Annotated in this window: 23 protein-coding genes; 10 read left to right on the top strand and 13 right to left on the bottom strand. The window is 70.7% G+C overall.

The features are described 5' to 3' along the window. Positions 1-79: 79 nt before the first annotated feature. Positions 80-736 carry a hypothetical protein gene (locus ACFWXQ_RS38205; RefSeq protein ID WP_383954393.1) on the top strand — a complete coding sequence of 219 codons (657 nt, stop codon included), beginning with the start codon at positions 80-82 and terminating at the stop codon, positions 734-736. Positions 737-1,035: 299 nt separating this feature from the next. Here ACFWXQ_RS38205 and ACFWXQ_RS38200 read toward each other — a convergent pair whose 3' ends face one another. Genes ACFWXQ_RS38200 through ACFWXQ_RS38190 form a run of 3 tightly spaced genes read right to left on the bottom strand, consistent with a single transcriptional unit; the run spans position 1,036 to position 4,109 of the window. Continuing rightward, the gene (locus tag ACFWXQ_RS38200) at positions 1,036-2,169 is read right to left on the bottom strand and encodes an Mrp/NBP35 family ATP-binding protein (RefSeq protein ID WP_386270232.1); all 1,134 of its coding nucleotides are present in this window, start codon (positions 2,167-2,169) and stop codon (positions 1,036-1,038) included. A gap of 43 nt (positions 2,170-2,212) precedes the next feature. Further along, the gene (locus tag ACFWXQ_RS38195) at positions 2,213-2,812 is read right to left on the bottom strand and encodes a DUF1003 domain-containing protein (RefSeq protein ID WP_383956871.1); all 600 of its coding nucleotides are present in this window, start codon (positions 2,810-2,812) and stop codon (positions 2,213-2,215) included. Next, on the bottom strand, positions 2,802-4,109 hold the full coding sequence (locus tag ACFWXQ_RS38190; RefSeq protein WP_383956868.1) for a magnesium transporter MgtE N-terminal domain-containing protein: 1,308 nt from the start codon (positions 4,107-4,109) through the stop codon (positions 2,802-2,804). The genes ACFWXQ_RS38195 and ACFWXQ_RS38190 overlap by 11 nt, the downstream gene beginning before the upstream one ends. Positions 4,110-4,309: 200 nt before the next feature. Between ACFWXQ_RS38190 and ACFWXQ_RS38185 the strand changes: the two genes are divergently transcribed. Beyond that, complete coding sequence (locus ACFWXQ_RS38185; protein WP_383956865.1) at positions 4,310-5,068, top strand: hypothetical protein; 759 nt, start codon at positions 4,310-4,312, stop codon at positions 5,066-5,068. 254 nt (positions 5,069-5,322) lie between these two features. Here ACFWXQ_RS38185 and ACFWXQ_RS38180 read toward each other — a convergent pair whose 3' ends face one another. Together ACFWXQ_RS38180 and ACFWXQ_RS38175 are read right to left on the bottom strand one after the other, a co-directional pair. Then, complete coding sequence (locus tag ACFWXQ_RS38180; RefSeq protein ID WP_383955719.1) at positions 5,323-5,862, bottom strand: hypothetical protein; 540 nt, start codon at positions 5,860-5,862, stop codon at positions 5,323-5,325. 35 nt (positions 5,863-5,897) lie between these two features. Beyond that, on the bottom strand, positions 5,898-7,007 hold the full coding sequence (locus ACFWXQ_RS38175) for a magnesium and cobalt transport protein CorA (protein WP_383955722.1): 1,110 nt from the start codon (positions 7,005-7,007) through the stop codon (positions 5,898-5,900). A gap of 512 nt (positions 7,008-7,519) precedes the next feature. Between ACFWXQ_RS38175 and ACFWXQ_RS38170 the strand changes: the two genes are divergently transcribed. Then, complete coding sequence (locus ACFWXQ_RS38170) at positions 7,520-8,125, top strand: suppressor of fused domain protein (RefSeq protein WP_383955724.1); 606 nt, start codon at positions 7,520-7,522, stop codon at positions 8,123-8,125. 51 nt (positions 8,126-8,176) lie between these two features. Here ACFWXQ_RS38170 and ACFWXQ_RS38165 read toward each other — a convergent pair whose 3' ends face one another. Beyond that, positions 8,177-9,442: an MFS transporter gene (locus ACFWXQ_RS38165; protein WP_383955727.1), complete on the bottom strand. Its 1,266-nt coding sequence runs from the start codon at positions 9,440-9,442 to the stop codon at positions 8,177-8,179. A gap of 174 nt (positions 9,443-9,616) precedes the next feature. Here ACFWXQ_RS38165 and ACFWXQ_RS38160 point away from each other — a divergent pair, with 174 nt between their 5' ends. The 3 genes from ACFWXQ_RS38160 to ACFWXQ_RS38150 all read left to right on the top strand — a co-directional run bounded on the left by ACFWXQ_RS38160 (position 9,617) and on the right by ACFWXQ_RS38150 (position 12,121). After that, positions 9,617-10,258, top strand: a complete 642-nt coding sequence (locus ACFWXQ_RS38160; protein WP_383955730.1) for a DUF6758 family protein — start codon at positions 9,617-9,619, stop codon at positions 10,256-10,258. A gap of 216 nt (positions 10,259-10,474) precedes the next feature. After that, on the top strand, positions 10,475-11,341 hold the full coding sequence (locus ACFWXQ_RS38155) for a PHP domain-containing protein (protein WP_383955732.1): 867 nt from the start codon (positions 10,475-10,477) through the stop codon (positions 11,339-11,341). A 174-nt stretch (positions 11,342-11,515) separates the two neighbouring features. Beyond that, a complete protein-coding gene (locus tag ACFWXQ_RS38150) occupies positions 11,516-12,121 on the top strand; it encodes a MarC family protein (protein ID WP_143636540.1) in 606 nt (201 codons plus the stop codon). Positions 12,122-12,221: 100 nt separating this feature from the next. Here the strand turns inward: ACFWXQ_RS38150 and ACFWXQ_RS38145 are convergent, their stop codons facing one another. Beyond that, on the bottom strand, positions 12,222-12,398 hold the full coding sequence (locus ACFWXQ_RS38145; RefSeq protein WP_359938022.1) for a hypothetical protein: 177 nt from the start codon (positions 12,396-12,398) through the stop codon (positions 12,222-12,224). A gap of 214 nt (positions 12,399-12,612) precedes the next feature. Between ACFWXQ_RS38145 and ACFWXQ_RS38140 the strand changes: the two genes are divergently transcribed. Beyond that, complete coding sequence (locus ACFWXQ_RS38140) at positions 12,613-13,515, top strand: NYN domain-containing protein (protein ID WP_383953892.1); 903 nt, start codon at positions 12,613-12,615, stop codon at positions 13,513-13,515. Between the two features lie 109 nt (positions 13,516-13,624). Here ACFWXQ_RS38140 and ACFWXQ_RS38135 read toward each other — a convergent pair whose 3' ends face one another. Next, positions 13,625-14,530: an alpha/beta fold hydrolase gene (locus tag ACFWXQ_RS38135; RefSeq protein WP_383953894.1), complete on the bottom strand. Its 906-nt coding sequence runs from the start codon at positions 14,528-14,530 to the stop codon at positions 13,625-13,627. Between the two features lie 498 nt (positions 14,531-15,028). After that, entirely contained in the window at positions 15,029-17,554 is a 2,526-nt protein-coding gene (locus ACFWXQ_RS38130) for a DEAD/DEAH box helicase (RefSeq protein ID WP_383953896.1), read from the bottom strand. A 479-nt stretch (positions 17,555-18,033) separates the two neighbouring features. Between ACFWXQ_RS38130 and ACFWXQ_RS38125 the strand changes: the two genes are divergently transcribed. After that, complete coding sequence (locus ACFWXQ_RS38125) at positions 18,034-18,771, top strand: ferritin-like fold-containing protein (protein ID WP_079052748.1); 738 nt, start codon at positions 18,034-18,036, stop codon at positions 18,769-18,771. Positions 18,772-18,906: 135 nt separating this feature from the next. Here the strand turns inward: ACFWXQ_RS38125 and ACFWXQ_RS38120 are convergent, their stop codons facing one another. The 4 genes from ACFWXQ_RS38120 to ACFWXQ_RS38105 all read right to left on the bottom strand — a co-directional run bounded on the left by ACFWXQ_RS38120 (position 18,907) and on the right by ACFWXQ_RS38105 (position 20,813). Further along, positions 18,907-19,176 carry a hypothetical protein gene (locus ACFWXQ_RS38120; protein ID WP_200396002.1) on the bottom strand — a complete coding sequence of 90 codons (270 nt, stop codon included), beginning with the start codon at positions 19,174-19,176 and terminating at the stop codon, positions 18,907-18,909. A 180-nt stretch (positions 19,177-19,356) separates the two neighbouring features. Further along, complete coding sequence (locus ACFWXQ_RS38115; RefSeq protein ID WP_055610545.1) at positions 19,357-19,584, bottom strand: DUF3107 domain-containing protein; 228 nt, start codon at positions 19,582-19,584, stop codon at positions 19,357-19,359. A gap of 176 nt (positions 19,585-19,760) precedes the next feature. After that, positions 19,761-20,402: a TetR/AcrR family transcriptional regulator gene (locus ACFWXQ_RS38110; protein ID WP_383953898.1), complete on the bottom strand. Its 642-nt coding sequence runs from the start codon at positions 20,400-20,402 to the stop codon at positions 19,761-19,763. 195 nt (positions 20,403-20,597) lie between these two features. Continuing rightward, positions 20,598-20,813, bottom strand: coding sequence for a hypothetical protein (locus ACFWXQ_RS38105; RefSeq protein ID WP_383953900.1), 216 nt, complete (start codon positions 20,811-20,813; stop codon positions 20,598-20,600). A gap of 229 nt (positions 20,814-21,042) precedes the next feature. Here ACFWXQ_RS38105 and ACFWXQ_RS38100 point away from each other — a divergent pair, with 229 nt between their 5' ends. Then, the gene (locus tag ACFWXQ_RS38100) at positions 21,043-22,032 is read left to right on the top strand and encodes an alpha/beta fold hydrolase (RefSeq protein ID WP_383953902.1); all 990 of its coding nucleotides are present in this window, start codon (positions 21,043-21,045) and stop codon (positions 22,030-22,032) included. A gap of 518 nt (positions 22,033-22,550) precedes the next feature. Next, positions 22,551-24,089, top strand: coding sequence for a DUF3152 domain-containing protein (locus tag ACFWXQ_RS38095; RefSeq protein ID WP_383953904.1), 1,539 nt, complete (start codon positions 22,551-22,553; stop codon positions 24,087-24,089). Positions 24,090-24,191 lie beyond the last annotated feature (102 nt).

Genomic DNA, 24,191 nt, shown 5'->3' with positions numbered 1-24,191 from the left:
TAGTTGTTGTGCGGACCGGAAGGACGCCCGAAGGGGGGCGGGCCGCCCGGTTCGACTAGAGCGAGGAGGCGTCCGGGCGATGGAGACGACAAGTCGGGTAGGCGCGCAGGCGCCGGCTGCGGAGGGCGGACAACAGGTCCCCTCCGCCCGGCGCACGGTCGACGGCTACCTGCTGGCGCCCTTCCCGTGGTACGGCCTCGACGAGGCCTTCACGGGACCGCGCTGGCTGATGCAGGTCGGTGCTTCGGCCGACGGAGTCATCGAGCACGGATCGATCGGGCACGGCGACGAGCCCTCGGTTCGCGGCGAGACCACGGAGGACAAGGAGCGGTTCGCGGTCGTGGTCACCGTGGCGGCCAGCCCGGTGCGGCGCAGCGCCGACGGCACGGGGCTGCTGGAGGCCACCTCGGTGTCCTCCGCGGCCTGGCTCGCGGGGGTCGGGCTGCTGTCCTTCACCTGGCCCGGGCAGATGGACCACACGCTGCGGGACGACTGGCTGGACCAGCAGACCGAGACGGCGTGGGTCCTCGCGGACGATCTGGACGGCACCGACTGGTCCACGCTCTCGCTCCCCGTGGACGGCGTCCCGACGCCGTTCCACTACCGCGAGTCCGAGTTCGGGTGGGTTCTCGCCGGGTCCACGCAGGAGGGGGTTCACCTGGGGGCGTACGGGCGGGGGATGAGCGCGTACGGGTTGGGCTTTGCCATGATCAAGGACATCGCCACGTACGCCTAGGCGGCGGGCTGAGCGAGGAGGGCACCGTGTGCTGACGGTGCCCTCCTCTGCGTTGTTCGTCGGCTGCGGCCCGGTGGGGGCTTGTCGCGCAGTTCCCCGCGCCCCTGGGTGGGTGGGGTCCGGCGTGGTGCGTCGAGCGCGGGAGCGTTCTGGCTGAGCGCGCAGTTCCCCGCGCCCCTGAAAAGACAAAAGCCGGGGGCGCAGCCCCGTGCTTTTAGGGGCGCGGGGAACTGCGCGGGCAACCCCCACTCACCCGCAGCCGCCCCACAAGACGCGACCGCGGGGCAATGGGCGATGTTCTAGAACTTGTTCCTCGGGGTGATGCCCAAGGACATGCCCGAAAGGCCCCGCTGGCGCCCGCCCAGCTTGCCGGCGATCGCTCGCAGGGCGGAGCCGGCGGGGGAGTCGGGGTCCGTCAGGACCACCGGCTTGCCCTCGTCGCCCCCCTCGCGGAGGCGGAGGTCGATCGGGATGGAGCCGAGGACCGGCACGGTCGCACCGGTCGTGCGGGTCAGCCCGTCGGCGACCGACTGCCCACCACCCGTGCCGAAGATGTCGACCATCTCGTCGCAGTGCGGGCACGGCATGCCCGACATGTTCTCGACGACGCCCACGATCTTCTGGTGGGTCTGGACGGCGATCGAGCCGGCCCGCTCGGCGACCTCGGCGGCGGCCTGCTGAGGGGTCGTCACGACCAGGATCTCCGCGTTCGGGACGAGCTGCGCGACCGAGATCGCGATGTCGCCCGTACCCGGCGGGAGGTCCAGGAGCAGCACGTCCAGGTCGCCCCAGTAGACGTCCGCGAGGAACTGCTGGAGGGCACGGTGGAGCATCGGGCCGCGCCACACGACGGGCGTGTTGCCGGGGGTGAACATGCCGATCGAGATGACCTTCACACCGTTCGCCGACGGCGGCATGATCATGTTCTCGACCTGGGTCGGGTAGCCGTCGGCGCCGAGCATGCGGGGCACGGAGTGGCCGTAGATGTCGGCGTCCACGACACCGACCTTGAGGCCGTCGGCGGCCATCGCCGCCGCGAGGTTGACCGTCACGGACGACTTGCCGACGCCGCCCTTGCCGGAGGCGACCGCGTACACCCGCGTCAGCGAACCGGGCTTGGCGAACGGGACCTCCCGCTCGCCCTGGCCGCCGCGCAGCGCGGACGCCAGTTCCTTGCGCTGTTCGTCGCCCATCACGTCCAGCGTCACGTCGACGCGGGTGACGCCCTCGACCGCCGCGACGGCGTCCGTGACGTTCTTCGTGATGGTCTCGCGCATCGGGCAGCCGGAGACCGTGAGGTAGACGGTGACCGCGACAGCACCGTCCGCACCGATCTCGACCGACTTGACCATTCCGAGCTCGGTGATCGGGCGATGGATCTCGGGGTCGTTCACTGTCGCCAGTGCTTCACGCACCGCGTCTTCCGTAGCCATAGGGTCGATGGTACGGCGCTTCCCACCGGCCCCGGAAAGCCTGTCACCGGTCGTCTACGTCACGTCCCCGAGGGTGTTCTGCCGGGAATACGACACGAGCGTCGCCGCGGCCCTCGGGATGCCGCTCGTCCAGCTCCTTGACCAGGTCCTCCAGCTCCGAGCGGATCCAGTCACGGGTGGCGACCTCGCCGAGGCCCACGCGCAGCGCGGCGATCTCCCGCGTCAGGTACTCGGTGTCCGCGATCGACCGCTCGTTCTGCTTGCGGTCCTGTTCGAGGTTGACCCGGTCGCGGTCGTCCTGCCGGTTCTGCGCGAGGAGGATCAGCGGGGCGGCGTACGAGGCCTGGAGCGAGAGCATCAGCGTCAGGAAGATGAACGGGTAGTTGTCGAAGCGCAGGTCACGCGGCGCGAACACGTTCCACACCACCCACAGGACGACGACGACCGTCATCCCGACGATGAACCGTCCCGTGCCCAGGAACCGCGCGATCCGCTCCGACAGCCGGCCGAAGGCCTCCGGGTCGTACTCGGGCAGGAGCCGGCGACGCGGCGGCTGAGGCTGGTCGAGCCGGGTGCGCGGCCGGCCGGCGGCGGTCGCCCCGGTGGCGGCCCTCTCGCGGGCGGCCTCGCGCTCAGGAGCCATCAGAAGCCCCCTCACCGGCCGTCTCCGCCGGTGTCTCCTCGTCCAGGTGGAACTCCGTCTCGCGCCAGTCCTCGGGCAGCATGTGGTCGAGTACGTCGTCCACGGTGACCGCGCCCAGCAGCGAGCCGCTCTCGTCGACCACGGGCGCCGCGACCATGTCGTACGCCGCGAAGAAGCCCGCCACGACGGGCAGCTCGGCGTCCGGGTCCAGCGGCTGCAGACCGTCGTCGAGCATCGAGCCGACGAGCGTGTACGGCGGATCGCGAAGGAGCCGCTGGAAGTGGACCGTGCCCAGGTACTTGCCGGTCGGCGTCTCGTCCGGCGGGCGGCACACGTACACCTGGGCGGCCAGCGCGGGGGAGAGGTCGGGGTTGCGCACCCGCGCGAGCGCGTCCGCGACGGTCGCGTCGGGACGCAGCACGATCGGCTCGGTCGTCATCAGCCCGCCCGCCGTGCGCTCCTCGTACGCCATCAGCCGCCGTACGTCCGCCGCGTCGTCCGGACGCATCAGCGCCAGCAGACGCTCCTTGTCCTCCTCCGGCAGCTCGCCGAGCAGGTCGGCCGCGTCGTCGGGGTCCATCGCCTCCAGGACGTCGGCGGCGCGCTCCTCCTTGAGCTTGCCGAGGATCTCGATCTGGTCGTCCTCGGGGAGCTCCTCCAGGACGTCCGCGAGCCGGTCGTCGTCCAGGGCGGCCGCGACCTCCGCGCGCCGCTTGGGCGACAGATGGTGCAGCACGTTCGCGAGGTCGGCGGGGCGCAGCTGCTCGAAGGTGGCGAGGAGGTTCTCGGCGCCCTGCCCGTGCTCCTCCAGCGAGAACCCGGTGACGGCCGACCACTCGACGGTCAGCGTCTCGCCCTTGGCCCGCCGGAAGGCACCGCCCGTGCGTCCCTTCCGTACGAAGACCCGGTCGATCTCCCAGTCGCGGCGGGCGGGCAACTGCTGGATGGAGATGTCGAGGACGGTGACCTCCTCGCCGGTCTCGACGAGGGTGACCCGCCGGTCGAGCAGTTCCCCGATGACGAGCCGCTCGGTGGGCCGCTGTTCGAAGCGGCGGACGTTGAGGACACCGGTGGTGATGACCTGACCCGACTCGATGCCGGTCACGCGGGTCATGGGCAGGAAGATGCGGCGGCGGGTGGACAGTTCGACGACCAGGCCCAGCAGCCGAGGGGGCCGCCGCCCTACGCGCAGCATGCCGACCAGGTCGCGCACCCGGCCCACCTGGTCACCGTTCGGGTCGAAGACGGCGATGCCAGAGAGATGCGAGACGAAGATCCTGGGGGCACCTGCCGCCATGCCCGCGCCTCCTTCTTCGTACGGGCTCCACTACGGGCGTTTTGATGTGTCATGTCCGCTCGGGTGGGCTTCAGGCTAGCCCGTCCCGGTCGGATACGCCCTGGTGAGCGGTGCGGACGGACTGACTCCGAGTGGCGTAGGGGGCCCCGGTACGCTGCGGTACGCCGTTGAGGTCACCCGTATGAGAGGCAGCGCCACCTGTGACTGCGATTCCCCAGGGACGTACCCGTAGGGCCGCGTTGGCGAGCGCCGTGTGTGCGCTGGTCGTGACGGCGACAGGGGTTACGGGGTGCGGCGGTGACGACCCGGACGCGGGCACGAACGGGGTCGGGAAACTGCCCCCGGCCAAGATCCAGAGCAGAACGCAGTCGGCCGCCGAGGCCGCGGAGACGGTACGGCTGTCCGGCGCCGTGATCAGCGGCAAGCGCACCTACAAGCTGGACATGCAGTTGAAGGGTGACGGCGGAACCGGCTCGGTCACTTCGAAGGGAGTGACGTTCCAGCTGCTGCGGGTCGACGAGCACCTCTTCATCAAGGCCGACGCGGACTTCTGGGACCACCAGGACGGCAAGAGCGACGACGGTACGTCCGACGCGACGGCCGCGGGCAAGCTTGAGGGCAAGTACGTGAAGGTCCCCAAGGGTGACCCCGCCTACAAGCAGCTCAGCGTCTTCACCGACAAGGACGTGCTCCTCGACGGCCTCCTCACCCTCCAGGGCGAGCTCGCCACCGAGGGCCACCATGAGCAGGGCGGGCTCCGCACGATCCGGATCACCGGCGACAAGGGTTCCGGCGGCGAGCTGGACGTCTCCCTTGAGGGCAAGCCGTACCCTCTCCTCCTCGTCCGCGCCGGCGGAGCGGGGACGCTTCGCTTGACCGACTGGGGCAAGGGGTTTGCCCTGGAGGCCCCGGACAAGGACGAAACGGTGGACTACGGACAGCAACTCCCGTCGTCCTGAGGGGGGTTGCGCTGGCTGCCGCCGGCACGTTTTTGGGTGCGGGCCCGGTGGGGGCTGGTCGCGCAGTTCCCCGCGCCCCTAAAAGCGGGGCTGCGCCCCTGGCTTTTGTCCTTCAGGGGCGCGGGGAACTGCGCGCTCAGCCACGAACGACCCGCATGGGTACCCACCGGCCCAAGCCACCCCCTTCAGGGGCGCGGGGAACTGCGCGACCAGCCCCCACGCACCCGCAGCCGACAACGCACCCCCGCGGAGCGTCAGTGGCGCTTGCGCTTCTTGAAAAGCAGCCGCGGCAACCCCGCCGGAATCGGCAGCCGCGTAGTTGCCGACGTAGGCAACGGCGGCGCCGCCAACGACCCGTCCGGCAACGACGCAGTCGACCCCGTCGGCGCCAGCCGAACCACCCGGCACTCCCGGGCCCATCGCCCGGTCATCGCCTCCCCATCCGGCGCGTTCAGCCGCTTGCCCTTCAGCTCGCCGACGGCCGCGTCCCACTCCTCGGACCCGGGAGCCAGCTCCACCACCTTCGCGGACCAGGAGACAAGGCGACCGCCCTTGTCCTTGCTGCGGACGGTGACGACGGCCTCGCCCCCGTCCACGAGCCCGGGCAACGGCTGCTCCCCGGGCCCGTCCCCGACCAGACACACGGCCCCGTCGTGCCACACGTGCCACAGGGCCTGGGAGGACGCACCGTCCGACGACCCGTCCTCCTGGGCGGGAAGCCCCCGTACCCAGACGAGCCCGGACTTCTTCGTGGCCTCCTCGACGAGGGCCTGGTCGAGCAGCTGATCCGTCATGGGAGTCAGCCTAGTGCCGGGCCCCTCGGGGCAGGTCAGAGCCAGCCGTTGCGCTTCAGGGTGCGGTGGATGCCCAGGCAGAGCGCCACGGTGATGCCCATGATCGCCGGGTAGCCGTACCGCCAGTGCAGCTCCGGCATGTGGTCGAAGTTCATGCCGTACACGCCGCACACCATCGTCGGCACGGCGATGATCGCCGCCCAGGACGTGATCTTGCGCATGTCCTCGTTCTGCGCGACGGAGGCCTGCGCGAGGTTGGCCTGGAGGATCGAGTTGAGCAGTTCGTCGAAGCCCACGACCTGCTCCTGGACTCGCGCGAGGTGGTCGGCGACATCGCGGAAGTACTTCTGGATGTCGGGGTCGACCAGCCGCATCGGCCGCTCGCTCAGCAGCTGCATGGGCCGCATCAGCGGCGACACCGCGCGCTTGAACTCCAGCACCTCGCGCTTGAGCTGGTAGATCCGCGCCGAGTCGACACCGCGCGACACCCCGCCCCGCGGCCCGGGCGAGAACACCTCGGTCTCGACTTCGTCGACGTCGTCCTGGAGGGCGTCGGCGACCGCCACGTACCCGTCGACGACGTGGTCGGCGATGGCGTGCAGCACGGCCGAGGGGCCCTTGGTGAGCAGCTCGGGGTCGTCCTGCAGCCGGTGCCGCAGCGCCCGCAGCGAGCCCTGCCCGCCGTGCCGCACGGTGATGAAGAAGTCCCGTCCGGTGAAGCACATCACCTCGCCGGTCTCGACGACCTCGCTGGTGGCGGTGAGCTCGTCGTGCTCGACGTAGTGGATGGTCTTGAAGACGGCGAACAGTGTGTCGTCGTACCGCTCCAGCTTGGGCCGCTGGTGGGCGTGGACGGCGTCCTCGACGGCCAGCGGGTGCAGCCCGAACTCGGCGGCCACACCGGCGAATTCGGCCTCGGTCGGCTCATGCAGGCCGATCCAGGCGAACCCGCCGTCCCGCCGGGCCTGGCGGATCGCCGCACGCGGCGTGAGGCCGTCGTCGGACGGGAGACGGACGCCGTCGCGGTAGACCGCGCAGTCCACGACGGCCGAACTGTCCCCGGCCGCGCGGGTGGTGTCGTACGCGCCGCCGTCCTTGCGCGGCGAGGGGCGGACCGCGGCACGCAGGTCACGAATCATCGACATGGCTGGCTCCTTCGCGGAACGAGAGCCGCCGGCAACGGTTGAGACTGCCCGGAATGGGGACGTCCTGGTGCGGATGTTTGGCACGTCCACAAAGCGGGGAGCACCGCACCGTCGCGGTGGCAGCTTCGCTACTGATACAGATCAGAAAAATTCAGACAGATCAGGAAAAACGAAGTGCTCTTCCGTTGTGCACCGGAGGCCAGGACGCGAGTGCGAGAGGTGGCAGCCAGTAGAGCGTGAGCTCTGGAGCCGAGAGGGACTCAGCAGCCGGAAGAGCGGGTGGTACTGCACGGTCGACTTCGATCCATGGAGCCCCACCTCCTCCGGCCGGTCCCCCGTAGGGGAGGTCCATCCCCCGTAGGGGAGTCTCATGCGTCGAGACTGTCGAGACTTGGGCCGGGACTCGAGAGCGACGCTTCTGCGTGCTGCCCCGACCAGCGGCCAAGACTATCAGCCGACTGAAGTGTCAAGCCGTCGCTTTGCCCGTCACTGACGAGTTCTATGCTCGGCGCATGGCTGATGTTCTTCCTCTGGTCGAGGCCCGGTTGCGTACCGCGCTGGGCGAACCGGACGCGCGCGCCGCGGTGACCTTCCTCGGCACGGACCGCATCGAGGTGCTCCGTTTCACCGACGGAACCGGCGGAGGAACGGACACGGGGATCGTCCGCTACGCGACGCTCGGCATGTCCGCCCAGCCGATGGCCGACCCCACGGCAGTCATCGCCGATCCCGTCGCGGGCCCGCGCGCGGAGCTGGTCCTCTCCGTACGGCCCGGCGCCGCCGACACCGACAAGGTGCTCCGCCCGCTCGCCGTACTGGCCGCGTCTCCGCAGGTCGAGGGCCTGGTCGTGGCCCCGGGCGCCTCGCTCGACGTGGGCGCGCCGCTGTGGCCGGGCGCCCCCTTCACCTCCGTACTGGTCGCCGAGGCGGGCGGCCTGATCGAGGACCTGGAGCTCGACGCACCCCTCGATCCCGTACGTTTCCTGCCGCTGCTCCCCATGACGCCGAACGAGGCCGCGTGGAAGCGGGTGCACGGCGCAGGGGCCCTCCAGGAGCGCTGGCTCACGAGCGGAACGGACCTGCGCGATCCCTCACGCACGTCCGTCCCGCTGGACTGATCCGGCCGGCCCCTGGGGTGAGTAACGTCACCAACCCGTGGCCGAAATCCGTCAGTTGGCAAAAACGGCCACACTGTCCTCGGCCGCGTGCCGCGTCTCCAGTTCCTCGGCCTCGTGCGTGAGGGACTTCCGGCGTACGAGGACGACGACGGCGCCCAGTAGCGCGGTGACGGCCGCGACCACGAAGGGGATGTGGATGTCGGTCCACTCCTCGATCTTCGGCGCGAAGTAGGGAGCGGCGGCGGCCGCGAACCAGCGGACGAAGTTGTAGCCGGCGCTCGCCACCGGGCGCGGAGCGTCCGAGACACCGAGCGCGAGCTCCGTGTAGACGGTGTTGTTCACGCCGATGAAGGCGCCGGAGAGGATCGTGCAGACGACGGCCGTGGTGTGGCTGCCGTAGCCGAGGACGAGCACGTCGGCCGCGAGCAGCACCAGCGAACCGCCGAGCACCTTCAGCGACCCGAACCGTGCCTGCAGGCGCGGCGCCACGAGCACCGAGAACACCGCGAGCAGCAGCCCCCAGGCGAAGAAGACCGCGCCTGACTTGTAGGGGCTCATGTTCAGCACGAACGGCGTGAAGGCCAGCACGGTGAAGAACGTGTAGTTGTAGAAGAACGCGGAGGCCGCCGCCGACGCGAGCCCGCCGTGGCCGAGCGCCTTGATCGGGTCGAGCAGGCCGGTCTTGCGCGCGGGCTTCGGCTGCTCCTTCAGGAACGCCGTGATGCACAGGAACCCGATGGCCATCAGGACCGCGGTGCCGAAGAACGGGTAGCGCCAGCTGGCGTCCCCGAGCAGTGCGCCCAGCAGGGGCCCGCAGGCCATGCCGAGGCCCAGGGCGGACTCGTACAGCAGGATCGCCGCGGCGCTGCCGCCTGCCGCCGCGCCGACGATGACGGCGAGGGCCGTCGAGACGAAGAGGGCGTTGCCGAGCCCCCAGCCCGCGCGGAATCCGACGAGTTCGCCGACCGAGCCGGACGTGCCGGACAGGCCCGCGAAGACCACGACCAGGGCGAGGCCCAGGAGCAGGGTCCGGCGGCCGCCGATACGGCTGGAGACGAAGCCCGTGACCAGCATCGCGACGGCCGTGATCAGGAAGTACGAGGTGAAGAGCAGCGAGACCTGCCCGGCGGTGGCGTCCAGGCCCTTGGCGATGGAGGGCAGGATCGGATCGACGAGCCCGATGCCCATGAAGGCGACGACTGATGCCCCGGCGGTCGCCCAGACCGCCTTCGGCTGACGCAGGAGGCCGCCGGCACCCGCGTCGAACGTGTCCCCTTCGGCGGGACCTCCTGTGTGATCTGCCGTACCGCTGTTCATGCCGGCTCCTTCACTCCTCGCATCGGGATCGTTGGCGTATACACACAATAAGTTAGGTCACCTAATGAATGCAAGCTACATCTAGTTTTCCGAGGTGGGAGGAAGGTGACAGGCACACGCCGGACGGGTGATCGTCCTTGACGCAACCAAATACGGAGAGGACCGTTGGGCCCTATGAGGGGCGAACCCAGTTGCCCGAAGTGTGGTGGCCGGGTCAGGGCTCCCGGCCTCTTTGCCGACTCCTGGCAGTGCGATGTGCACGGCATCGTGCATCCGCTGCAGCCCGTGATCCCGCCCAGCGTCGAAGCCCTCGGCGTGGTCGTGCACCGTGCGCGCGTACCGGTGTGGATGCCGTGGCCGCTGCCCGTCGGCTGGCTCTTCACGGGTGCCGCGTTCGCCGGCGACGACCGCAGCGGCGGTCGGGCCACGGCGGTGGCCTGCTCCGGGCCGGGGCCGCTCGGTGGCATAGGGGAGCTTGTGCTCATCGCCGAGGAACTCGGGGTCGGGCTCGGCTCGCGGTACGCCGGGATCGACGGGCCCGATCCGGGGCCGTACATGAGCGTCGAGAAGCCCGCCCAGGCGAAGCTGCTCGCCGCGGGGCGGCCGACGCCGTTGTGGCACGTCGCCGGGACGCCCGACGACCGGGCCGTCTTCGCGGGGGAGGCGCGGGGGTTGTGGCTGTGGGCCGTTGTGTGGCCCGAGCAGTCGGGGTTGCTGATGTATGACGAGCTGGTGCTGACGGATCTGCGGGATGCGGGGGCGGAAGTGGATCTGTTGCCTTGTGGGGCGTTGTCGCCGCGGATTCTTGAACCGTAGCGCTCCGCTGGTGGGAGGGGGCGGCTATTGGGGGTGGGGTGGCTGTGGGCTGCTGGGTGCGGGTTGTGGGTGGCTGGGTGCGCAGTTCCCCGCGCCCCTAAAAGTGGCGGGCAGCTGTAGGGGGTGAACCTCTGCTGCGGGTGTGACAGGGGTCGTCGTCGCTCCCGTTATCCTTGAGCGGTCCCTGTCGATCCGTTCGTGTCTGGAGTTTGTGTCGTGCGCATTGATCTGCACTGCCACTCCACGGCGTCCGACGGTACGGACACCCCTGCCGAGCTGGTGCGCAACGCCGGTGCCGCCGGGCTCGATGTCGTCGCGCTGACCGATCACGACACCACGCGCGGGTACGCGGAGGCCGTCGCGGCCCTGCCCGCCGGGCTCACGCTGGTGACCGGGGCCGAGCTCTCCTGCCGTCTCGACGGGGTGGGGCTGCACATGCTGGCGTACCTCTTCGATCCCGAGGAGCCCGAGCTGCTGAGCGAGCGCGAGCTCGTACGCGACGACCGGGTGCCGCGGGCCCAGGCGATGGTCGCCAACCTCCAGGAGCTGGGCGTGCCGGTCACTTGGGAGCAGGTGGAGCGGATCGCGGCCGGCGGTTCCGTGGGGCGGCCGCACATCGCCACCGCGCTGGTCGAACTGGGCGTCGTGCGCAGCGTCTCCGACGCGTTCACGACCGAGTGGCTCGCCGACGGCGGGCGCGCCTACGTCGAGAAGCACGAGTCGGACCCCTTCGAGATGATCCGGCTCGTCAAGGCCGCCGGCGGGGTGACCGTCTTCGCGCATCCCGCCGCTTCCAAGCGCGGACAGACCGTGCCGGAGTCCGCTATCGCGGAGCTCGCGGCGGCCGGGCTCGACGGGATCGAGGTCGACCACATGGACCACGAACCGGCCACCCGGGCCCGACTGCGGGGCCTCGCGGGCGAGTTGGGGCTGCTGCCGACCGGCTCCAGCGACTACCACGGCAGCCGGAAGACGTGCGTGCTCGGGGAGTTCACGACGGATCCCGAGATCTACGGGGAGATCACCCGGCGGGCTACCGGCGCGTTTCCCGTGCCGGGCGCGGGCGGGGGCGCCGAGCAGTAAGCGGTCGCGCCCGGTTCCCGCTCCGGTCGCTTTGAAAGCGCCTGCGTCCCAGGCCGCGCCCACCCCTTCCGGGCTGCGCAACGCCTGCCCGCAGCCGTGGGTGGTACGGCCTGTCCTCGTTGTTCCACTCCCTCGGCTCACCCTCCTCCCGTCCCTCTTCTCGCAAGGCTCACCGTGTTCGACCTCGCCGTTTTCGGCTCTCTCTTCCTCACCCTCTTCGTCATCATGGATCCCCCGGGGATCACGCCGATCTTCCTCGCGCTGACGGCCGGACGGCCTGCCAAGGTGCAGAAGCGGATGGCGTTCCAGGCCGTCTGCGTGGCCGGCGGAGTCATCACCGTCTTCGGGCTGCTCGGGCACCAGATCCTGAACTACCTGCATGTGTCCGTCCCCGCGCTGATGATCGCGGGCGGACTGCTGCTCCTGCTCATCGCGCTCGACCTGCTCACGGGCAAGACGGACGAGCCCAAGCAGACGAAGGACGTCAACGTCGCCCTCGTACCGCTGGGCATGCCGTTGCTCGCCGGGCCGGGCGCGATCGTGTCCGTCATCCTGGCCGTGCAGAAGGCCGACGGCGTGGCGTCGCAGGTGTCGGTGTGGGCCGCGATCGTCGCCATCCATGTCGTGCTGTGGGTGGTGATGCGGTACTCGCTGCTGATCATCCGGGTCATCAAGGACGGCGGTGTCGTGCTGGTGACCCGGCTCGCGGGGATGATGCTCTCCGCGATCGCCGTGCAGCAGATCATCAACGGCGTCACGCAGGTCATCCAGAACAGCTGAAGGCCCTCGTACACGCAGAACCCCCGTACGGCGTCGGTGCCGTACGGGGGTTCTGAAGTCTGTCGGTCAGCCAGTTGTGGTCTGCCGAGCGTGTCCGGCGTTATGACGCCGGGGTGTTGGTCGGGCGGATCCAGAGGCGCTGCCCGATGGCGGCGGCCTGCTGAACGATCCGGTTGACGGAGGCGGCGTCCACGACGGTGCTGTCCACGGGGGTTCCGTCGACGTCGTCAAGGCGCATGATTTCGAAGCGCACAGGCTTCTCCCTTCGTCTGGTCATCCTCCTGAGGAGAACTACTTGGTTACATAGGGATCCAACGGCATGCGTGTTACAAACATTCCCTACGCTAAGGAAATTTTTCGAACGGCTAACTACTGACTGGTATCCGACCGCTGCCCGGGGCGCTGCCCGGGTTGGTGTCCGGGTCAGTATTCGGACGGGATTCCGGACCGGTTGTGTTCGTCCCGTGACCGCCTGCGACAATGAGGCGCATATGAATGACGACCTCGATCCAGCGGTGCTCGGTGCGCGTATCGACCGCACGAACGAGCTGCTCCAGCGCATGCTCGCCGAGGTGGCGAAGACGCCGTCGACCCATGCGATCTTCGTCGACGCGGGGTATCTCTACGCGGCCGCGGGCCGGCTCGTCGCCGGGACGGAGGACCGCCGGGCCTTCGATCTGGACGCCGAGGGACTCATCGAGGCGCTCATCGACCGCGCCCGCACGATCTTCGCGGACAGCAGGCTGCTGCGCGTCTACTGGTACGACGGGGCGCGGCGCCGCATCCACACCGCGGAGCAGCAGTCCATCGCCGAGCTGCCCGACGTGAAGGTCCGCCTCGGCAACCTCAACGCCAACAACCAGCAGAAGGGCGTCGACTCCCTGATCCGTACCGATCTGGAGTCGCTGGCCCGCCACCGCGCCATCAGCGACGCGGCACTCATCGGCGGCGACGAGGACCTGGTCTCGGCGGTCGAGGCGGCACAGGGGTACGGGGCCCGCGTGCACCTGTGGGGCATCGAGGCGCCGGAGGGGCGCAACCAGGCGGAGCCGCTGCTCTGGGAGGTCGACAGTCAGCGCACGTTCGACCTGGAGTTCTTCAAGCCGTACGTCGCCCGGCGGACCTCCGCCTCGTACGACACGTCGGCGGCGGGCCGTCCCACGCGCGAGGACGTGCGGTTCGTGGGCGCGCAGATCGCCGCGAAGTGGCTGGCCGCGCGGGGGCGCGAGGCGCTGTCGGAGCTGCTGCCCGGGCATCCCTACCTGCCCGGCCCTGTCGACCAGGATCTCCTCGTGGAGGCGGAGGGGCTCCTGCAGTACTCGCTGCGGGGGCAGGCGGACCTGCGACGGTCCCTGCGGGACGGGTTCTGGGAGCACTTGCAGGGGCAGTACTAGCCGGTCTGCAGCTTCCCGGGTCAAGTGGGGGCGGGGCCCCGCCAGGGGCGCGGGGAACTGCGCGCCCAGCCACGAACGACCCGCGGTCACAAAACCCACCGGCAGAGCGTCAGCCCACCCGATCCCAGAACGTGCCGAGCGCCTTGGCCGTCTCCCGCGGTCGATCCGAGTTCGGCGAGTGCTCGGCCCCGCCGACAACCGTGCGGTACGCGTCCAGGCGTACCGCCATGTCGTCGAGGAGCGGCACGGGCCATGTGTCGTCGCGTTCGCCCGACAGGACGTGGACGGGCAGTCCGACGGCGGCCAGCTCGGCCACGCGGTCGGGCTCCGCGCACAACTGCCGCCCCGCGACGATGAGTTGGGCCGGGCTGTTGCCGAGCCAGCGGCGCTTCAGGTCGTCCTGGTCTTCGAGACCGGCGTCCAGATCGCCCTCGGCGTCCTCCGGCGGCTCAAGAGCTTGGATCGCCTCCCACACCTGGCCCATGTCCATCACGGCGAGCGCGTCCCGCAGGAGCTTCACACGCTGCTGCTGGGAGGGGGAGATCTCGGCGGGCCCCGACGACATCAGGGTCAGCGACCGGAAACGGGACGGATCCAGCAGCACGGCCGCCCGGGCGACCTGCCCGCCGAAGGAGTGGCCCACGAGGTGGACGCGCTCCTGCGGTCGGTCGGTCGGGGCGTTGGGCAGGCGATCGCTCAGGCCATCGCTCAGGGCGTCGATCTGGGCGAGGACGTCCTGCGCCAACTCGGCCTGCGCGTAAGGCGTTTCGTCGTCCGTCGGGCCCGGCGACTCGTACTGGCCGCGCCCGTCCACGGCGACGGTCCGGTACCCGGCCGAGGCCAGCGGTTCGTGCAGCGAGATGAAGTCCTCCTTGCTGCCGGTGAACCCCGGCAGCAGGAGTGCGGTGCCCTTCTCGGGGCTCCCCGCCTCGATCACGGCGAACTCCCCGCGCGCGGTGACGAGCCGATACGCACGGGTTCCGGGGGGCGGGACGAAGGTGGCGGGCCTGCTCATGAGGAGGAGGCTATCCGGGGAACCTTCCGAACGGCATGCCGGGCACCGACCACGGGACGACGGGGCGGGCACAGGGGCCCGCGACCGTACGCGGGAACGCCGTCCGCGGGCCCGCTGCGGTGGGCGGGAATGCCGAGGGCAGGCCTGTGGCCGTGTGTGGGAACGCTAACGACGGGACGGGCCCTGACCGTGCGTGGGAACGTCGAGGGCAGGCCTGCGGCCGTGTGTGGGAACACTGGCGACGGGACAGCCCCGTGACCGTGCCTGGGAATGCCGGTGACGGGTCCGCTGGCGTTGGAGGGGATGCCGAGGGCTGGGTCGTGACCGTGGGTGGGAACGCCGAGGGCAGGCCGGCGGCCGTGTGGGAACACTGACGACGGGGCGGCCCCGTGACCGTGCGCGGGCACGCCGGTGACGGGTCCACTGGCGTGCGCGGGAACGCCGACGGCCCGGCCCCGCCGAAGGGGGACCGGGCCGTCAGGCGTGATGCGCTTCGCGTCAGCTCTCCGTCGGCTCGGCGGACGCTGTCGTCTTCCGTGCACGGCGGCGGGGCGTGGTCTCGGGCGCGGCCTCGACCGCGTCCGTGACGGTGGCCGCCGCCTTGCGGGTGCGGCGCGGCTTGACCGGGGCCTCGGCCTCGGTGGCCTGGGCCGGGATGTCGGCCTCGGCGACCGCGACCTTGCGGGCGCGACGGCGGGGCTTCGCCTCGGCGGCCTCGGCCGTCTCCGCGGTCTCCACGGCGGCCTCTGCGGCTGCCGCGGTCTTGCGGGTGCGGCGCGGCTTCGTCGCCGTGGCCGCCGGCGCCTCGGCCGTCGTGCCCTCGGCGGTGTCCACCGCGACCTCGGCGGCCTTGCGCGTACGCCGACGCGGCTTGGCCTCCGCGGCGGGCGCCTCGTCCACGGGAGCGGCCGCGGCGGTCTCCGCGACCGTGGTGTCCGTGACGGCCTTGCGGGTGCGGCGGCGCGGCTTGGCCTCGCCCTCCTCGGCCACCTGGGCCGGGATGGCGGCTTCGACGGCCTCGACGGCTGCAGCGACCTCGGCGGACGCGGCGGCCTTACGAGTACGGCGGCGCGGCTTGGCCTCCGCGGCCTCGGCGATGTCCAGGGCGGCCTCCGCGGCGGCCGTGGTCGTCGCCTTGCGGGTGCGGCGCGGCTTGGCCTCGACGGCCTCCACCGGCTCGACAGCGGCTTCCACCACGACCTCGGGGGCCTGGGCGGCCTTCCGCGTACGGCGGCGCGGCTTCGTCTCGGCGGCCTCCGCCGCCTCGACGACCGTGCCCTCGGCGGTGTCCACCGCGGTCTCGGCAGCCGTGGCAGCCGTGGCGGACTTGCGGGTCCGGCGGCGCGGCCTGGTCTCGGACGCCGGCTCGGACACCTCGACCGCCTCGGCGACGGGGGCCGCGGGGGCCTCCTCGACGACGGCGATCTCGGGCTGAGCGGCTTCCGCGGTCCGGCGCGAACGGCGGCGACGCGACTTGCCCTCCCCGGCGACCGGCTCGGCCGACGCGGTCGGCTCGGCGGCCTCCGCCACCGTGCCCTCGGCCGTGGCGACGGCCGTCTCGGCCGCCTCCGAGGAGCCTCCGCCGCGCGTACGACGACGGCGGCGCGGCGTGCGCGCCTCCGTGGCCGCGGCGGCCGGCGCCGACTCCGTGCTCTCCGGCGTGGCCTGCTGCGGGGTCTGCTGCTCCGTGCCGTCGAGCGGCGTGCCGTTACGGGTGCGGCGACGGCGACGCGGCGTACGAGCCGGGCGCTCGCGGTCGCGCTCGGCGACCGGGGCCGCGGCCGACGCCGGGGCGCCAGAACGGCCACCGCGGCCGCGTGCGCCACGCCCGCCGGTCTCGCCGAGGTCCTCGACCACCTCGGCCGAGAGACCCGCGCGGGTGCGCTCGGCACGCGGCAGAACACCCTTGGTGCCCGCGGGAATCTTCAGCTCTTCGAAGAGGTGCGGGGACGTGGAGTACGTCTCCGGCGGGTCGCTCAGACCGAGGTCCAGCGCCTTGTTGATGAGCTGCCAGCGCGGGATGTCGTCCCAGTCGACGAGGGTGATCGCGATGCCCTTGGCACCCGCGCGGCCCGTACGGCCGATGCGGTGCAGGTACGTCTTCTCGTCCTCGGGGGACTGGTAGTTGATGACGTGTGTGACGCCCTCGACGTCGATGCCGCGCGCGGCCACGTCGGTGCAGACGAGCACGTCCACCTTGCCGTTGCGGAAGGCGCGCAGCGCCTGCTCGCGGGCGCCCTGGCCGAGGTCGCCGTGGACCGCGCCGGAGGCGAACCCGCGCTGCTGCAGCTGGTCGGCGAGGTCCGCCGCCGTCCGCTTGGTGCGGCAGAAGACCATCACGAGACCGCGGCCGTCGGCCTGCAGTATCCGCGAGACCATCTCCGGCTTGTCCATGTTGTGCGCGCGGTAGACGAACTGCTCGGTGTTGCGGACCGTCTGGCCCTCGTCGTCCGGCGCCGTGGCGCGGATGTGCGTGGGCTGCGACATGTAGCGGCGCGCGAGACCGATGACCGCGCCCGGCATGGTCGCCGAGAACAGCATCGTCTGACGGCGGGCCGGCAGCATGTTGATGATCTTCTCGACGTCGGGCAGGAAGCCCAGGTCGAGCATCTCGTCGGCCTCGTCCAGGACGAGCGCCTTGATGTGCTTGAGGTCGAGCTTCCGCTGGCCCGCGAGGTCCAGCAGTCGGCCCGGGGTGCCGACGATCACGTCGACGCCCTTCCTGAGGGCCTCGACCTGCGGCTCGTACGCCCGGCCGCCGTAGATGGCCAGAACGCGTACGTTACGGACCTTGCCGGCTGTCAGCAGGTCGTTCGTGACCTGGGTGCACAGCTCGCGCGTCGGGACGACGACGAGGGCCTGCGGGGCGTCGGTGAGCTGCTCGGGCTTGGCCCGGCCCGCCTCGACGTCCGCGGGAACGGTCACGCGCTCGAGGAGCGGAAGACCGAAGCCCAGCGTCTTGCCGGTACCGGTCTTGGCCTGGCCGATGACGTCGGTGCCGGTCAGGGCAACGGGGAGCGTCATCTCCTGGATGGGGAAGGGACTGGTGATGCCTACGGCCTCAAGGGCTTCGGCTGTCTCGGGAAGAATCCCGAGCTCTCGGAAAGTAGTCAGGGTGCTGCCTCTTCTGTGTACGCGGTGCGAGGCGAGCGCGGGGGTCGTGTCGGGACCGTGCCGGGGACGTCGGCCGCTCTTGACCAGCGGGCCGGGTGGCATGGGACCACTGCCGACGCTCGAGCTCTCGTACCGCTGAGGGTTCCCTCCGGGTGTCGTACGCAATGTGCCGTACCGACGTGGAGGGCTGTCTGATCGGAGCCGATCGGGCCACCGACCGGGCATCCTCATTCGTGCGGCCCGTCGAGTTACGTAGATCAACTCAGCGAGCGCATTACCACCATACCCCGGAATCGCGCATATGCGATGGCCGATTTGGTCACGTAGTCGTCGTCACACTGATTGACCAGGGCCTTCCGTCGTACGGTGGGCGGGCTATTGTGCGCTTCATGACGACGCCTGACAACGCTTCCGACGCATCTGCCGCTCACACCGGAGTCGCCGCCCAGGACTGGGCCAAGGCCTCCGTCGACCCCCAGTACCGCGCCGCGGTCGTGGACCTGATCGGAGCGCTGGCGTACGGGGAGCTGGCGGCGTTCGAGCGCCTCGCGGAGGACGCGAAGCTGGCGCCGACGCTCGCGGACAAGGCGGAGCTGGCGAAGATGGCGTCGGCGGAGTTCCACCACTTCGAGCAGCTGCGGGACCGGCTCACGGAGATCGGGGCGGAGCCGACGCAGGCGATGGAGCCGTTCGTCGCCGCGCTCGACGGTTTCCACAAGCAGACGGCCCCCTCGGACTGGCTGGAGGGGCTCGTCAAGGCGTACGTCGGCGACTCGATCGCCAGTGACTTCTACCGTGAGGTCGCGGCCCGGCTCGACTCCGATACCCGCGGGCTCGTACTGGCTGTGCTCGACGACACCGGGCACGCGTCGTTCGCCGTCGAGAAGGTGCGGGCCGCCATCGACGCGGATCCGCGGGTGGGCGGGCGACTCGCCCTGTGGGCGCGGCGGTTGATGGGGGAGGCGCTGTCGCAGTCCCAGCGGGTGGTTGCCGACCGGGACGCCTTGTCGACGATGCTCGTCGGTGGGGTGGCCGATGGGTTCGATCTCGCCGAGGTGGGGCGGATGTTCTCTCGGATCACTGAGGCGCACACCAAGCGGATGGCTGCGCTTGGGCTGGCCGCCTAGGTTTTTTGGCGCCGGTTCGTTTTCTGTGGGTTGTTTGCTTTCTGCGGGTGCGTGGGGGCTGGTCGCGCAGTTCCCCGCGCCCCTAAAAGCAAAGCTAGTGGGCGTCCGTTGAATTGGAACCGCCGGACTCCTCGCTCACACCGTTGCCGAGTGGCGGCTCAGTCTTCCCGCGGGGCGTAGGAGCAGGGAGATGGATGCTGCCGCTACCGCCACCGCGCCGAGCATCACGGGCAGGAAGCCGACGGATCCCAGGGCGGTGTGGGTGAGGAAGGCGCCGAACAGGCCTCCCGCGATGCCTGTCCCGAGGACGAGGCGGCGAGCGGGCAGGCGGTGCGGCAGGCGATACGCGGCGGCCCAGGCAAGTGCCAGACCGAGGATCGCGGAGCCGAGCGCTTCCAAGAACATCAGGGGGTCCCTCCCGCACGGCCGTGTGCACTTCGGTCGTAGCCCTGCATACCCGTGACCTGCGGAATGCAATCCTCCTCTGTGAGCGAGTTGTGCTCCATCCGTGAAGCACGGACACCTGGGGCGAGAGCATGGAAAAGGGGCCCGGCGGCAGTTGCCACCGAGCCCCTTCTCTTCGCCTTACAGCGCGCTGAAGCCCACCTTGCGCGTCGTCGGCTCGCCGAGCTCCACGTAGGCGAGGCGGTCCGCCGGAACCAGGACCTTGCGGCCGTGGTCGTCCACGAGGCTGAGCAGCTGCGACTTGCCGGCCAGCGCCTCGGACACCGCGCGCTCGACCTCTTCCGGGGTCTGACCGCTCTCCAGAACGATCTCGCGGGGCGCGTGCTGCACGCCGATCTTGACCTCCACGGCTATGTCCCTCCGACGGTCACTGATGTGCGCGTTCGTCCGCGCCGTACGCAGCACACATTAGCCCGGTGAGGGGACGTACATGCTCCGCCCGAGAACGCCAGGAGCGAACATCCGGTGGGAACAAAGTGGCGGTCAGTGGTGATCCCCCGTGGTGACCTCTGTGATCCCCGTGATCAGTGGTGCTCGCTGCCGTGCAGCGGGAAACCGGCGATGCCCCGCCATGCCAGCGAGGTCAGCAGCTGCACCGCCTGGTCGCGCGGCACGCTGCGGTCACTGTGCAGCCAGGAGCGGGCCACCACCTGGGCGAGTCCGCCGAGACCCGAGGCCAGCAGCATCGACTCTGCCTTGGACAGGCCGGTGTCCTCGGCGATGACCTCGCAGATCGCCTCCGCACACTCGAACGTGACCTTGTCGACCCGCTCCCGCACCGCGGGTTCGTTCGTCAGGTCGGACTCGAAGACCAGACGGAACGCGCCGCCGTCGTCCTCCACATACGCGAAGTACGCGTCCATGGTCGCCCGCACCCGCATTTTGTTGTCCGTGGTGGACGCCAGGGCGGCACGCACGGCCTGCAGCAGCGACTCGCAGTGCTGGTCGAGCAGTGCGAGGTAGAGATCGAGCTTGCCGGGAAAGTGCTGGTAGAGCACCGGCTTGCTGACGCCCGCACGTTCGGCGATGTCGTCCATCGCGGCCGCGTGATATCCCTGCGCGACAAACACTTCCTGGGCAGCGCCGAGGAGCTGGTTGCGTCGGGCACGGCGCGGCAGGCGTGTGCCCCGCGGGCGCGCCGCCTCTGTCTGCTCGATGGCTGTCACGCCGCCTCCCAAAATCGTCCACATTGCGGTGAGCGCCGCGCCGCCATCGTACTTTTCGGTAACCGTGGTGTGCGCGGTGCGAGCGCAGAATTTCACGGACCGGACGCCGGTGATAACCCTGCATAACCATTCATCAACGGGCATACCGGGCGGTCGCGTCTTCTGTGACCCCGTCCCGGTTCGCCTCACCTCGGCTCAGCGGTAGTCGTCCTCGTCGAGTTCGACGACCCTCGCCTGTTCCACGAGGTCCGCCTCGTCGGCGCTGTCCTTGTCCGCATCGGTCAGCGATTCGTCGCGGTGGGGTGCCAGGTCCGCGTGCTGTTCGGCCGCGTCGGCTTCGGGGGCCTCGACACCGATCTCGGTGTCGTCGGATTCCTCGATGGTCTCGGGGTCGGTGGGGTCGACGGTCATGTGTCCTCTTCCCGAGTGGGTGCGAGTGCGCTCTCGTGCGAGTAACGAGTGCCCTCGTCTATGAAGCGTATGAGAGTCGAGATCGGGACGCTATGCGATCGCGCCGTCGTCCGGTCGTGCTCCGTCGTCCGGTCGTGCTCCGTCGTCCGGTCGTGCTCCGTCGTGCGACACCAGGCCCTGTGACTGCGAACACACGATCCAGCGCGTGATCGTCTCGTAACATTGCCGCATGTCTTCGACCGAACTGCCGTCCGTGCTGGCCACTTCCGTCGCTCCGAGGGTCGGGACCGTCAGGGTGGCCGCGGGGGAGCGGCTGCGCACGGTCGGGCTCCCCGGGATCACGCTGACGGTCCGGTCGAGACCGCCGGTGCGGGAGGGGCTGCCGCCCGCGCTGTACGTGCACGGTCTCGGCGGTTCCTCGCAGAACTGGTCGGCGCTGATGCCCCTCCTGGACGGCCTCGTGGAAAGCGAGGCCGTCGATCTGCCGGGCTTCGGCGACTCGCCGCCGCCGGACGACGGCGACTACTCGGTGACCGGGCACGCGCGCGCGGTCATCCGCTTTCTCGACGCGGCCGAGCGCGGTCCCGTGCACCTCTTCGGGAACTCGCTGGGCGGCGCCGTCACTACGCGCGTCGCGGCCGTACGGCCCGATCTCGTCCGCACGCTCACCCTCGTCTCGCCGGCGCTCCCGGAGATCCGGGTGCAGCGCTCGGCCGTGCCGACGGCGCTGCTCGCACTGCCCGGAGTGGCGGGCCTGTTCACCAGGTTCACCAGGGGCTGGTCCGCCGAACAGCGCGTAAGAGGGGTCACGGCGCTCTGCTACGGCGACCCCGGCATGGTCACGCCCGAGGGATTCCGCAACGCGGTCGAGGAGATGGAGCGGCGGCTCGCCCTCCCCTACTTCTGGGACGCCATGGCACGTTCGGCACGCGGCATCGTGAACGCGTACACGCTGGGTGGCCAGCACGGACTGTGGCGCCAGGCCGAGCGGGTGCTCGCGCCGACGCTCCTCGTCTACGGAGCCCGCGACCAGCTCGTCTCGTACCGTATGGCCCAGCGCGCGGCACGCGCCTTTCGCGACTCGCGGTTGCTGACGTTGCCTGACGCGGGACATGTGGCGATGATGGAGTACCCGGAGACCGTGGCCACGGCCTTCCGCGAACTCCTCGCGGACACCGGCGAGTTGGCCGACACCGGCCCTACCAGCGCGAGGAGCTGAGGCGGGACGTGGGACGTCACAGCCGCCGCGGGCCGGCCCCCAAGGGCGACACCGCCGACATACACGTGGTTCCCGCTGCCCGGCCGGAACCGCAGCCGGAGAAGAGGAAGTGGTCCGGGCGCCGGCGAGGGGCAGCCGAACGGCAGGCCCCTCAGCCGCCCACGGGCGGGACGTCGGCCCAGGGTGTGCCCCGGCTGCCCGAGGGCTGGGCACCCCGAGGGGCCGAGGGCGTACCGGGGCAGGGAGTTCCGCGGGCCGGGGGCGGGATGCCTCAGGGCGGAGCGCCGGGTCGGGCCCCGGGCGGGGCTGCGGGCAGGGCCCCGGGCGGGGCCCCGGGATTCGCGGGTGGCGCGCCGACGGGGGGACCTTCGCGGTTCTCCGGCGGCCCGCAGGCGGCAGGAGCGGCCGGTGGAGGAGCGCCCACCGGGCGGCTTCCCGACGGCACGCCCGCGTACGGGTTTCCGCGCCTCCCCGACGGGACTCCGGCGCACGGATTTCCGCGGATGCAGGACGGGCGCATGCCAGACGGGCGCATGCAGGACGGAACGCCCGCTCATGGGTTTCCGCGCACGCAGGACGGAACGCCTGCTCATGGGTTTCCGCGCACGCAGGACGGCACTCCTGCCCATGGCTTTCCGCGGCCGCAGGACGGCACCCCTGCCCATGGCTTTCCGCGGTTGCCGGACGGGACTCCGGCGCACGGGTTTCCCCGGCTGCCCGACGGGACTCCGGTCCGCGGCACGCCGCGCTACCCCGACGGCACTCCCGCTCATGGCGTGCCCCGGGTCCGTGGTGGGCATCCCGAGCAGCGTGAAAACGGCGGTGCCTGGGGCGAGTTGAGGGGCGGGCCGCGCGCGGGCGTCGGGTACGGAGCGCCGCAGGCATCCCCGCAGGGATCTCCGCAAGGGCCTCCCGGCGCGGTACGGCCCGGGCCCGGGCAAGGTCAGGGCCTGCCGCAGGGCCGGTCCGGCCCGACGGTTCCCCGGCAGCGGTTCGCGCCGCCCCGGTCTGGACCCGGCGGCCCCAAGCAGGCCTACGTCGACGCCTTCGACCAGGGCGACGACCCCTTCGCGCCTCGTTCGGCCGCCGCGGCGACACTTCGCGCGGACCCCTACGCCTCCGTCACCGCCTGGGACGACGAGGTCGAGCACAAGGTGGCCCCGGGCGGGCACAGGATGCCCCCGGGCGATCAGGAACCCCCGGATGCGCGGCCCGAGAAGGCCAGGGGAGGCAAGGGCCGGGCCTTCACCGGTATCGCGGCCGCCGCCGTCACCACCGTCCTGGCCGTCGTCGTGGCCGGACAGGTCATCGGCGGACGTGAGGACGACTCCGTACGCCCGCAGTCCGCGAGTGGCGCCGACCGGGAGGCCAAGGACTCGGCGTCGCGCACTGACAGCCGGCCGGTCCCGTCCGCGTCGGCGGATGCGGATGCGGATGCGGGGCAGGGTGCGGTCACGCTGTCGTACTCCCAGCAGATGGCGAAGAAATATCCTCTGGCGGCCGATCTCAAGGGCTCCGGGGAATTCGATGCGATCTCCGGGTTCGACAAGGCGCCGGGGACCGGGCGGAAGTACACCTACCGTGTCGACGTCGAGAAGGGCCTCGGCCTCGACGGCGCGCTCTTCGCGGAGGCCGTGCAGAAGACCCTGAACGACGACCGGAGTTGGGCCCACGACGGCGGCCGTACCTTCGAGCGGGTCTCCTCAGGGAAGTCCGACTTCGTCATCACCCTGGCAAGTCCCGGGACGACGGCGTTCTGGTGTGCCAAGTCGGGCCTCGACACGACCGAGGACAACGTCTCCTGCGACTCGGCCTCCACCGAACGCGTGATGATCAACGCGTACCGCTGGGCCCAGGGTTCCGAGACGTACGGCGACAAGATGTACTCCTACCGCCAGATGCTGATCAACCACGAGATCGGCCACCGGCTCGGCTTCGGCCATGTGAGCTGCAGTGTGGACGGCGCGCTCGCCCCCGTCATGCAGCAGCAGACCAAGTTCCTCGACCACGACGGAATCCGCTGCCGGCCCAACCCCTGGGCGTTCCCCGGGAACTGACGGGCCGTGACATGACGACACGTGTTCGGTTGATCTCTTAGCGCTACAGAACGCGACCCGCACGGGAAAGTTACGACCGTTCACCCCTTTTGGTGGCGCGAT

The organism is Streptomyces sp. NPDC058697, from assembly GCF_042715345.1.
Classification (GTDB): Bacteria; Actinomycetota; Actinomycetes; order Streptomycetales; family Streptomycetaceae; genus Streptomyces; species Streptomyces liliifuscus.
The sequence above is the reverse complement of the archived record's forward strand: the minus strand, read 5'-3'. Positions and strand labels throughout refer to the sequence as shown.

What these genes read in the sequence shown, in the direction of transcription:
- ACFWXQ_RS38205 (WP_383954393.1), top strand. Translation starts at nt 80, where the DNA reads ATGGAGACGACAAGTCGGGTAGGCGCGCAGGCGCCGGCTGCGGAGGGC.
- ACFWXQ_RS38200 (WP_386270232.1), bottom strand. Translation starts at nt 2,169, where the DNA reads ATGGCTACGGAAGACGCGGTGCGTGAAGCACTGGCGACAGTGAACGAC.
- ACFWXQ_RS38195 (WP_383956871.1), bottom strand. Translation starts at nt 2,812, where the DNA reads ATGGCTCCTGAGCGCGAGGCCGCCCGCGAGAGGGCCGCCACCGGGGCG.
- ACFWXQ_RS38190 (WP_383956868.1), bottom strand. Translation starts at nt 4,109, where the DNA reads ATGGCGGCAGGTGCCCCCAGGATCTTCGTCTCGCATCTCTCTGGCATC.
- ACFWXQ_RS38180 (WP_383955719.1), bottom strand. Translation starts at nt 5,862, where the DNA reads ATGACGGATCAGCTGCTCGACCAGGCCCTCGTCGAGGAGGCCACGAAG.
- ACFWXQ_RS38175 (WP_383955722.1), bottom strand. Translation starts at nt 7,007, where the DNA reads ATGTCGATGATTCGTGACCTGCGTGCCGCGGTCCGCCCCTCGCCGCGC.
- ACFWXQ_RS38170 (WP_383955724.1), top strand. Translation starts at nt 7,520, where the DNA reads ATGGCTGATGTTCTTCCTCTGGTCGAGGCCCGGTTGCGTACCGCGCTG.
- ACFWXQ_RS38165 (WP_383955727.1), bottom strand. Translation starts at nt 9,442, where the DNA reads ATGAACAGCGGTACGGCAGATCACACAGGAGGTCCCGCCGAAGGGGAC.
- ACFWXQ_RS38160 (WP_383955730.1), top strand. Translation starts at nt 9,617, where the DNA reads ATGAGGGGCGAACCCAGTTGCCCGAAGTGTGGTGGCCGGGTCAGGGCT.
- ACFWXQ_RS38145 (WP_359938022.1), bottom strand. Translation starts at nt 12,398, where the DNA reads ATGACCAGACGAAGGGAGAAGCCTGTGCGCTTCGAAATCATGCGCCTT.
- ACFWXQ_RS38140 (WP_383953892.1), top strand. Translation starts at nt 12,613, where the DNA reads ATGAATGACGACCTCGATCCAGCGGTGCTCGGTGCGCGTATCGACCGC.
- ACFWXQ_RS38135 (WP_383953894.1), bottom strand. Translation starts at nt 14,530, where the DNA reads ATGAGCAGGCCCGCCACCTTCGTCCCGCCCCCCGGAACCCGTGCGTAT.
- ACFWXQ_RS38130 (WP_383953896.1), bottom strand. Translation starts at nt 17,554, where the DNA reads ATGACGCTCCCCGTTGCCCTGACCGGCACCGACGTCATCGGCCAGGCC.
- ACFWXQ_RS38125 (WP_079052748.1), top strand. Translation starts at nt 18,034, where the DNA reads ATGACGACGCCTGACAACGCTTCCGACGCATCTGCCGCTCACACCGGA.
- ACFWXQ_RS38120 (WP_200396002.1), bottom strand. Translation starts at nt 19,176, where the DNA reads ATGTTCTTGGAAGCGCTCGGCTCCGCGATCCTCGGTCTGGCACTTGCC.
- ACFWXQ_RS38105 (WP_383953900.1), bottom strand. Translation starts at nt 20,813, where the DNA reads ATGACCGTCGACCCCACCGACCCCGAGACCATCGAGGAATCCGACGAC.
- ACFWXQ_RS38100 (WP_383953902.1), top strand. Translation starts at nt 21,043, where the DNA reads ATGTCTTCGACCGAACTGCCGTCCGTGCTGGCCACTTCCGTCGCTCCG.
- ACFWXQ_RS38095 (WP_383953904.1), top strand. Translation starts at nt 22,551, where the DNA reads ATGCCAGACGGGCGCATGCAGGACGGAACGCCCGCTCATGGGTTTCCG.